Origin of the sequence: Streptococcus sp. 27098_8_91 (assembly GCF_041432385.1) — a bacterium.
Lineage (GTDB): Bacteria > Bacillota > Bacilli > Lactobacillales > Streptococcaceae > Streptococcus.
Genome location: NZ_JAPVZN010000016.1, coordinates 1 through 9869, shown reverse-complemented (window position 1 = coordinate 9869; position 9869 = coordinate 1). Strand labels below are relative to the sequence as shown.

The window sequence follows — 9869 nt, the reverse complement described above, 5'->3', positions numbered from 1 at the left end:
TTGCACCTTTCAAGCAGATATCATGCAATATCTACTGTTATGCGGTATTAGCTATCGTTTCCAATAGTTATCCCCCGCTACCAGGCAGGTTACCTACGCGTTACTCACCCGTTCGCAACTCATCCGGAGAAGCAAGCTCCTCCTTCAGCGTTCTACTTGCATGTATTAGGCACGCCGCCAGCGTTCGTCCTGAGCCAGGATCAAACTCTCATTAAAAGTTTGAGTTCTCACTCATTTCTGTCACTGACAGATTTATTGTTTTTTCATTGTTCAGTACTACAACCTTAGTTGTAGTGCCCTGCACATTGGTTCGTCTTGTTCAGTTTTCAAAGGTCTTTGTCACTCGCTTCTCTCAAGTGACAACTATATTAGTATATCACAGCCGCCTTCGCTTGTCAACACTTTTTTGAAACTTTTTTTAATTTTTTTCATCTAGTGTTTCATCTGTAACATACCATAGTCCGTACGGGATTCGAACCCGTGTTACCGCCGTGAAAAGGCGGTGTCTTAACCCCTTGACCAACGGACCGGAGTTGTTATTTTCAACTCTTACTATTATACCGACTTTTCTTACTTTGTCAACACCTTTTTTTAACTTTTTTTCATTTCTCCTGAATTACTTCCTTCAGTTCTCTTAGAAGGGCTTTGCGGCCTTTAAATCGTTCGTCTGCCCAGAGGCGTTCGTAGGTTTCTTGTTTATCTTGTTGTAATTTTCTTCTATATGTATCCAACAATTCATGAAGGGCGTAGTAGTCATCCAACCACAATCCTCCTTCTGGTAGGCGATGGCTAATCTCCCCTACTTCTTCGTAGGCCATCCGGTCTAGGCGACGCTTTTGACTCTCTTGTTTTCTGACGCTATCATGGATTCGGTTGCGGAATTTTGTTTTGAAGTAGACGTAGAGTTTCTTTTCCTCTTCCACTAATTCTGGATGGACCTCGAGGAGTTCATAGAGACAAATCATGCCTTCTTGGTCCCAATCCTCTTTCTCCCACAGGTGAAGATAGTAGTCTTTTCTACATTTATGAACAATTCCTTTTACCTTTGCATAATACTTTTCAAGCATTTGTTTCCCCCCTTTCTCTGCTTGTAGTATAGCAGAGAAAGGGGGGAAGAAGGGCTTTGGTTTCTGTCTTGTGTTTTTTTGAGTCCAAGGTGTATCAGTAAGTATTGAGAAAGGCAGATGAGAGATAAAAAGACAACTGTTGTCTCTACAGTTGTCTTTGTTTGTGATTTTATATTGATAATATTTTTGATTAAAGTTCTGCAATCTGGTTAAGATTTACTTCTGCAACTGTATCATTACCAAACATTGAGATAATCATCTTAACTTTATTGTTATCAATTTCTGTAATCTTACCTGTGTAATCTGCGAAAGCTCCGTCAATAATACGAACAGTTTGACCAACTTCGACATCAATATCAAATTCTTGGACAGTTTGACCCATAGAAACTAAAATATCGCGAATTTCTTGTTCCAAAAGTGGAGTTGGTTTTGATCTATTTCCGTGTGAGCCTACAAATCCTGTTACGTTTGGTGTGTTACGTACAACAAACCAAGCTTCATCGGTCATAACCATTTCTACAAGAACATAACCTGGAAAGCGATTTTCTTCGATTTCTTTTTTCTTTCCATTTTTTTCTACTTGCACTGTTTGTGTAGGAATTTCAACACGTAGAATATTTTCTAGCATATTGTATGTTTGTGCACGTTGCAATAGATTTTCTTTTACTTTATTTTCGTAGCCAGAATAAGTTTGTAGCACAAACCATCCTTTATCAAAACTATCCATGTTTTTTCCTTTCCTAACTGAAGAATTTCAGCGACTAGATCTTTTTCTTGCCTTATTTTAAAAAATATTAATAAAACGAATCAATCCGCTAACAATCAATTGGTCAAAAATATAAATCATCACTACAAAGAAAGCAGTGTATTCCATGATAGATTTAAAATCTAACCAACTTTCCTTGCGAGTCGGCCAAGTTGTTTCTTTAAGAAGTTTAAAAATGTCCTTAATAAAACGCATCGTTTTCTCCTATCTCGTTTCTCGGTGTGTGGTATACTTGCCACAGTGTTTACAAAATTTATTTACTTCTAAGCGTGTTGGTTTTGGATTGCCACTAATCTTAATCGAATAGTTTCTAGAACCACAAACCGCACAGGCTAGACTTGCTTTTTTAAGTGCCATAACGCCTCCATCTTACCTATTATAACAATAAACCTCTGCTTTGACAAGTTAAATCGTTTTTGATTTTTTAAGGTGATTTCTCAACTAATTTTTCAAAGTAACTTCCACTTGTTTTACCAAGGGATTTATCCAAAATACTTTTAAACATAATTTCTCAAAAGAAAAGCGTCATAACAAGTCAGCGACTCTAACTCCTGATCTAAAAAATCAAACAAGTCTAAAAATATTTCCCTTGGTATCGGTAAACTTGCTTCAAATTCTTTCTTCTGTTGCTGCTTATACTCTGCCAGTAATTTCTTTTTCTTCTCTTTTTCCATTTTCTCCTCCGACTAACTTCTCTGGTACTTTTGAGACTAATACTCAATGAAAATCAAAGAGCAAACTAGGAAGCTAGCCGCAGGTTGCTCAAAACACCGTTTTGAGGTTGTGGATAGAACTGACGAAGTCAGTAACACATATACGGTAAGGCGACACTGACGTGGTTTGAAGAGATTTTCGAAGAGTATAACTTTCTTCAACAATGTTCAACAGTCCTTCACTCCTCTCATTATAGCACTAAATTCCTTTTATTGATGAGATTTTTGATAGCAAACAAAAAGAGTCAGCAAGCCAACTCTTTCGATCTCTATTCACTTTTTTCCATCAAGAAATCATAGATTTCCTGGACTGTTCCAAGCGCCATAATCTCCTGATCTTTAACAGTTTGTTTTAGCTTTTGATAAATCTGACTTTCAGCCATATCACGCTTTTCAGCCTCTTTATTTACCCTCATGACTCCATTTTCAATGGTCACAAAGCCAAGCTCTTCAAATATCTGAATCATTTTGACTAATAGGATTTGCTCAATCTTGAGATAGGCTGCCAAATCCTTGAGTTTATAGCGAATATCGAACTCTGGGAACTGATAGATGGTTTTATACAATTTTGCAAACTGCTCTCTTGTGCCATAGCCCGTCAAGTAGTAAGCCTTAGCGATATCATTTTTAAAGTAAAGAGCTGAAAACTCCTGCTCCTGACAGATTTTCTTAAGGAGGGATATATCCTCAGGGATATTCTTAACGACAATAGCTGAACAAGAGGCCACATCAGGTAACTCTTGCGTAAAGTCCAAAACAGGTACACCTTCAGGTAACAGGGCATTCTTACCACGGATGTTAAAGAGCTGGACACCTTCTACACGGGCATCAACCATCATCAACTGCAAGGTTGTTTGTCCATTCCATTGATTGACAGAGAGAGTCACCGCCAATTCCAATTGCTTGGTCTGTGAGAATTCAGTCGCCCATTTCCCTTGACCAAAAGCGACCACCTCAAAACTAGCCTCACCTTTGGAAATTTTCAGCTTGAGATGAGCATTACCAACCCCCATAACGCGAGCATTTTCAACTTGAAAATCTCGAATATAAAAGACAGGTTTTTGGTTATCCATCCCAAAAGGAGCTAGGCGTTCAAAACTTTTCACTGTCTCCAAACTCAAGATCTCTAAGTCCAGTTCTTCATCTAAAAATAGATTGTTTTTACCTTGGGCATCTGCACCTTTTTCTCGAATATAGGCTTCCAAAAGATCAGATAAGACTTCCAACTTATCCACTTCAAGGGTCATACCTGCAGCACCTGCGTGACCACCAAAGGCGATAAATAGTTCCCGATGCGGGTCCAAAGCTTCAAAGATATCGACTGCTTCAATGCTTCGCGCACTCCCCTTGGCTCGTCCATCTTCGATATTCAGTACAATGACTGTCTGACCTAGTTCTTCAAGCAAGCGCCCAGCTACAATTCCAAGAACCCCCGGATTCCAGCCTTCCTTAGCCAAAACTTGAACACTTTTATCAGGATCCACCATGCCCTTGGCTTCATCGTAAATGGACTGAACAATTTCCTTACGTTCTTCATTCTTTTGATGAATCAAAAGGGCGATTTCATGCACTTCCTCATCGTCAAATCCAGTTAACAAATCAATAGCTGGATTGGGATCATCCAAGCGCCCTAAGGCATTTAAACGAGGTGCCAACTGAAAACCGACCGTTTCTTCTGTCACATCACTACTCGAAATCCCAGCAATTTCAAACATTTCTTGTAGACCCATTCGTTGAGTGTTGCGCAAGACCTCAAGACCATACTGGACCATGATACGATTTTCGTCCGTCAAGCTGACCATATCGGCAATTGTACCGATGGCAACCAAGTCCAACAACTCAACCTGCACTTCTTCTAAAAGGGCACAAGCCAACTTAAATGCGACACCACAACCCGCCAAATGCTTGAAAGGATAGTCCGCCCCTGGATGTTCAGGATGGATAATAGCATAGGCATCTGGTAAAACCTCAGGCATAGAATGGTGGTCAGTCACAATGACATCCACTCCCATAGACTGAGCCAAATCAATGGCCTCATGCCCCGCCACACCATTGTCCACCGTCACAATCAAAGACACACCCTGCTGTTCGATAAAATATTTGTAGACACTGGCATTTGGACCATAACCATCCGTAAAGCGATTGGGAAGATAAACCAGGCACTCAGCGCCTAACTGTTCTAAACTTTCCTTGACAATGGAAGCCGAAGTCATCCCATCCGCATCGTAGTCCCCGTAAATGAGAATCAGTTCCCCTTGCTCAATAGCATGGCGAATCCGCTCCACTGCCTTTTCCATATCATTTAAAAGGTAGGGATCATGCAAATCCTCCAAAGAAGGTTCTAAAAATTTTTTCAGACTAGTTTCATCCTTGATGCCTCGTTCAAATAACAAACGAGCTACTTCAGGTCCCAAACCAGCTTTCTTAGCTATCTTTGTAAAATCCGCATCCTCAACTTGCGGAGCAAATTGCCAATTATAAGTAGGAATTATCAAAAAAATCATCCACTCTTTCTTACGATTCTATTGTTTTATTATAACATGATTTCCAGTTTTTCTCTATCTGCTTTGCTTTTATCAAAATTTTACTAATTTTTTTGTAATATCATTTGACAGGAAAACGCTTTTGTTGTAGAATCGATGTTACAAAATCTAACACAAAGGAGAAGAATTATGACTTTAGTAGAATTTAAAGCTGTTGAAAAGTATTACGGAGACTACCACGCACTCCAGAATATCAACCTTCGTTTTGAAAAAGGCCAAGTTGTTGTTTTACTTGGACCATCTGGTTCTGGAAAGTCAACCCTTATCCGTACTATCAATGGTCTAGAGGCAATTGATAGTGGAAGTCTCCTGGTAAACGGACACCAAGTGGCAGGTGCTAGCCAAAAGGATTTGGTCCCCCTCCGCAAGGAAGTAGGTATGGTTTTCCAACATTTTAATCTTTATCCACATAAGACTGTGTTAGAAAATGTAACTCTTGCACCTATTAAAGTACTGGGTATTGATCCCAAAGAGGCTCAAAAAACTGCGCAAAAATATTTAGAATTTGTAAATATGTGGGATAAGAAAGATTCCTATCCAGCCACCTTATCAGGCGGACAAAAACAACGAGTAGCTATCGCTAGAGGTCTAGCTATGAAACCTGAACTCCTCCTCTTTGACGAACCAACCTCAGCTCTCGACCCCGAAACAATCGGCGATGTCCTAGCTGTTATGAAAAAACTAGCCCACGACGGCATGAATATGATCATCGTCACACACGAAATGGGCTTCGCTCGTAAAGTAGCTGATCGCATCATCTTTATGGCAGATGGGCAAGTCCTGGTCGATACAACAGATGTGGATGCATTTTTTGATCACCCAAGTGAACCACGCGCCCAACAATTTCTCAGCAAGATTATCAACCACGAAAGTGATAAGGTCAAATAAGGAGACACCTATGAAAAAGAATTTCTTTCTTGCAACAGTAGTTACCAGTCTTTTAAGCATTGGATTTGTGACATCAGTTCAAGCAGATACCAGCATCTCAGATATCCAAAAAAAGGCAGAAATCGTTGTTGGCGTCAAACAAGACGTCCCTAATTTCGGCTATAAAAACCCGAAAACTGGAGAATTCTCAGGTATTGAAACAGATTTAGCCAAACTGATTGCAGATCAACTCAAGGTCAAGGTCCGCTACGTTCCAGTTACTGCTCAAACTCGAGGTCCTCTGTTAGACAACGAACAAGTGGATATGGATATCGCCACCTTCACAATTACTGACGAACGAAAAAAACTCTACAACTTCACCAGCCCTTACTATACAGACGCCTGTGGATTTTTGGTAAATAAATCAGGTAAGATTAAAGATATTGAAGATTTAAACGGAAAAACCATTGGAGTCGCACAAGGATCCATCACCCAAAAGCTGATTACAGAGCTAGGTAATAAAAAAGGACTATCCTTTAAATTTGTCGAACTCGGCTCTTATCCTGAATTGATCACCTCCCTCCACGCCCATCGGATTGATGCCTTCTCAGTAGACCGTTCTATCCTTTCCGGGTATACCAGCAAAAGAACTGAACTACTTGACGATAGCTTCAAACCTTCTGACTATGGTATTGTAACCAAAAAATCAAACACGCAACTGAATGACTACCTAGATCAATTGGTTGTCAAATGGAGTCAGGATGGGACCTTGCAGGAGTTATACGGTCGCTACAATCTCAAACCTTCCAAACACTCAGCAGAATAAGGAGGTAGCTACATGATAGATTTATCATCTTGGACAGCTTATTTTCAACATTTTGGTCAATTTTTTAACGGATTTCTCTTTACTATAGCTATTGCTCTAGGTTCTTTTACCCTAGCCATGCTATTGGGCATCCTATTCGGTACATTATCCACTAGCAAACATAGCAGTTTACGGATCTTGTCCCGTATCTTTGTCGAATTTTATCAAAACACCCCTCTCCTAGTTCAGTTCGTTATTGTATTTTACGGCTTGCCCCTGATTAGTAACCATACTATCATGATTCCTATCTACTGGACTGCCGTTCTTTGCGTCGGACTCTACCACGGTGCCTATATCGCCGAGGTCATTCGGTCAGGAATTCAATCTATCCCTAGAGGCCAACTCGAAGCCGCTCTTTCTCAAGGATTCACCTACACAAATGCAATGCGCCTGATTATCTTACCGCAGGCTTTTCGCATCATTCTTCCTCCCTTAACCAACCAAGTCGTCAACCTGATTAAGAATACTTCGACAGTAGCCATCATTTCTGGAGTTGATCTCATGTTTGTCACCAAATCTTGGTCCGCACTCAACGGCAACTACATCCCAGCATTTTTAGGTGCTGCCTTCTTCTACTTTGCCCTCTGCTTCCCTGTAGCCCAATTTGGACGAAAAATGGAGCAAGCTAACAAAAATGCTTATTCACTTTAGGAGGTTTTTATGGAAAGTATTCTTGAAGTTCTCAGTCTAGACAACCTCATCTTTCTTTTAAAAGGTTTTGGTCTAACCCTCTATATCTCTTTGATTGCTATCACGCTTTCAACACTAATTGGAACCATCCTCGCTGTCATGCGTAATGGAAAAAACACCCTATTACGAATCCTTGCTAGTGTCTACATTGAATTTGTCCGAAATGTTCCTAATCTACTCTGGATTTTTACTATTTTTTTAGTCTTTAAAATGAAATCTACCCCAGCTGGAATCACCGCCTTTACTCTCTTTACATCTGCAGCTCTTGCTGAAATTATCCGAGGTGGTCTTAACGCAGTGGATCAAGGACAATACGAGGCTGGAATGGCACAAGGTTTCTCCTATCGCCAAATCCTCTATCACATCATCCTACCGCAAGCCATTCGCAAGATGCTCCCTGCCATCATCTCTCAATTTGTAACAGTGATTAAGGATACAAGTCTTCTATACTCTGTAATCGCCCTCCAAGAGCTTTTTGGTGCCAGTCAAATCCTTATGGGCCGATACTTTGAATCCGAACAGGTTTTCAGCTTATATATCCTGATCGCCCTAATCTACTTCAGCTTCAACCTAGCTATTTCAAGCCTTTCACGGGCTCTAGCAAAACGTTGGCAACAAGCTGCAGAATAACAAGAGGTTGGGACAAAAAATCCCGACCTCACTTTTTATTAACAATCAAACATTGACGCGGTAGCTGATTGAACTTTTTGTTCGTCTTTTAGACTCCAAAATGCTCCTAATCATCCTCGCGGGGCTGGGACTACGAAATCGAGACTTTGTCTATCGATTTCTGTCCCACCGCCTTTTGAGAGAAATCTTTTTGCTTATTTCTTTACTAAAAAATAAGCTAGGAAATGTTAAACTGACAAACTCTATGCTAGACTAGAAATATGGAACATCATTTTAATCATCGAGCAGAATCATTTGATTCTCCAAAAAATCAATTTCTGGCCGATCTTGTTTGCCAGCATCTAATAAAACAAGTGCCTGATTTGTCAAACAAATCAATCCTAGACTTTGGAGGTGGAACTGGCCTTATCGCCCTTCCTCTTGCCAAACAAGCTAAATCAGTGACCTTGGTTGATATTGCGGACAAGATGCTTGCGCAAGCTCGTCTCAAGATTGACAGTCAAAAACTTGCAAACCTATACTTGATTCAACAGGATTTATTACTTGAACCACTTGAAGAAGAGTTCGACCTTATTATCGTCAGTCGAGTTCTTCATCATATGCCTAATCTTGATGACAGTCTATCTATGTTCAAGGAACATTTGACTCATGGCGGACAACTCTTTATTGCTGATTTTACTCTACCAGCTGGAGAGACACACGGTTTTATCATTTCTGAACTTGAAGAAAGCCTCAGCCAACAAGGTTTCTCGGAAATAACAAGTCAAATACTCTACAGCTCAGACCATCTCTTTCTCCATAAACCTTCCCAATTATTTCTTACAAGTAGCAAAAATATTTAGCCCTTAGAGTATCAGACAAGCACTAAAAACAAAGCAAATGCTAATCTTTACTCAGTTTTTGCATTTTCCCAATAGATAAGGTATAATAGTTGTATTGTCTTTTGGGGTCGTTACGGATTCGACAGGCATTATGAGGCATATTTTGCGACTCGTGTGGCGACGTAAACGCCCAGTTAAATATAACTGCAAAAAATAACACTTCTTACGCTCTAGCTGCCTAAAAACCAGCAGGCGTGACCCGATTCGGATTGCTCGTGTCTGATGACAGGTCTTATTATTAGCGAGATACGATCAGGCTTTGTCTAGCAGTTTGATAAGAGATTTATAGACTCGCAGTTCCTAGGCTTGAGTTATGTGTCGAGGGGCTGTTAAAACAATACATAACCTATGGTCGTAGACAAATATGTTAGCAGGTGTTTGGACGTGGGTTCGACTCCCACCGGCTCCATTATATTAAAAAAACGTTGATGTTCTCAACGTTAGAACGAAGACAAAGTCCTTGGAAGTCAAGTTTCCAAGGGCTTTTCTTTGTGTAAAGTCGTATAATAGAGGCAAGAAGAGTTGTGAGGTGTTCCTATGTTTCAAACGTTGATGATATCAACGTTTTTTCTGTCATCATACAAGTTTACAATGTTACATCAAGACACTTGAAAGATGGCAACATTAACTTTTCTTCTATGGGAAAAATAGCATATATAGTGGATTGAACTTAGAGTAGTACAATATAAATTCTAAAACATTTTTAGAAATTAATTTGACTTTCCTAACCTCTTTGTTCACATCTTATTTCAATCAACTATACATTGAACAGCTATTCAATTGAATTTTTAGCATTTTAAAGATCTGTAAGACTGACATTTCCCCTTTCTCCTAATCATTATCCATC

General features: G+C 39.9%; 11 protein-coding genes, 1 tRNA gene, 1 rRNA gene and 1 other RNA gene. 6 read left to right on the top strand and 8 right to left on the bottom strand.

Annotated features, from left to right (window positions below):
• The 8 genes from O3611_RS09675 to recJ all read right to left on the bottom strand — a co-directional run.
• Positions 1-216 (bottom strand): 16S ribosomal RNA (locus O3611_RS09675); the annotation flags it as partial.
• A 241-nt stretch (positions 217-457) separates the two neighbouring features.
• A tRNA-Glu gene (locus O3611_RS09670) sits at positions 458-529 on the bottom strand.
• A gap of 73 nt (positions 530-602) precedes the next feature.
• Positions 603-1067 carry a sigma-70 family RNA polymerase sigma factor gene (locus O3611_RS09665; RefSeq protein ID WP_371608513.1) on the bottom strand — a complete coding sequence of 155 codons (465 nt, stop codon included), beginning with the start codon at positions 1065-1067 and terminating at the stop codon, positions 603-605.
• Between the two features lie 190 nt (positions 1068-1257).
• Positions 1258-1794 carry a transcription termination/antitermination protein NusG gene (gene nusG, locus O3611_RS09660; RefSeq protein WP_045763385.1) on the bottom strand — a complete coding sequence of 179 codons (537 nt, stop codon included), beginning with the start codon at positions 1792-1794 and terminating at the stop codon, positions 1258-1260.
• Between the two features lie 57 nt (positions 1795-1851).
• On the bottom strand, positions 1852-2028 hold the full coding sequence (gene secE, locus O3611_RS09655; RefSeq protein WP_001211016.1) for a preprotein translocase subunit SecE: 177 nt from the start codon (positions 2026-2028) through the stop codon (positions 1852-1854).
• Positions 2029-2037: 9 nt separating this feature from the next.
• On the bottom strand, positions 2038-2190 hold the full coding sequence (rpmG, locus tag O3611_RS09650) for a 50S ribosomal protein L33 (RefSeq protein ID WP_001809375.1): 153 nt from the start codon (positions 2188-2190) through the stop codon (positions 2038-2040).
• 140 nt (positions 2191-2330) lie between these two features.
• Entirely contained in the window at positions 2331-2507 is a 177-nt protein-coding gene (locus O3611_RS09645; protein WP_248036022.1) for a hypothetical protein, read from the bottom strand.
• Between the two features lie 308 nt (positions 2508-2815).
• Positions 2816-5041: a single-stranded-DNA-specific exonuclease RecJ gene (gene recJ, locus O3611_RS09640; RefSeq protein WP_315640903.1), complete on the bottom strand. Its 2226-nt coding sequence runs from the start codon at positions 5039-5041 to the stop codon at positions 2816-2818.
• A gap of 177 nt (positions 5042-5218) precedes the next feature.
• On the opposite strand from recJ, the gene O3611_RS09635 reads away from it, so the two are divergent.
• From O3611_RS09635 to ssrA, 6 genes are all read left to right on the top strand, one after another.
• Complete coding sequence (locus O3611_RS09635) at positions 5219-5977, top strand: amino acid ABC transporter ATP-binding protein (protein WP_281335773.1); 759 nt, start codon at positions 5219-5221, stop codon at positions 5975-5977.
• Between the two features lie 10 nt (positions 5978-5987).
• Positions 5988-6782, top strand: a complete 795-nt coding sequence (locus O3611_RS09630; protein WP_281335772.1) for a transporter substrate-binding domain-containing protein — start codon at positions 5988-5990, stop codon at positions 6780-6782.
• Between the two features lie 12 nt (positions 6783-6794).
• Positions 6795-7472, top strand: a complete 678-nt coding sequence (locus O3611_RS09625; RefSeq protein ID WP_371608512.1) for an amino acid ABC transporter permease — start codon at positions 6795-6797, stop codon at positions 7470-7472.
• 9 nt (positions 7473-7481) lie between these two features.
• Positions 7482-8141, top strand: coding sequence for an amino acid ABC transporter permease (locus tag O3611_RS09620; RefSeq protein ID WP_371608511.1), 660 nt, complete (start codon positions 7482-7484; stop codon positions 8139-8141).
• Positions 8142-8401: 260 nt separating this feature from the next.
• Entirely contained in the window at positions 8402-8983 is a 582-nt protein-coding gene (locus tag O3611_RS09615; protein ID WP_248036027.1) for a class I SAM-dependent methyltransferase, read from the top strand.
• A gap of 103 nt (positions 8984-9086) precedes the next feature.
• Positions 9087-9434: a transfer-messenger RNA gene (gene ssrA, locus O3611_RS09610) on the top strand.
• Positions 9435-9869 lie beyond the last annotated feature (435 nt).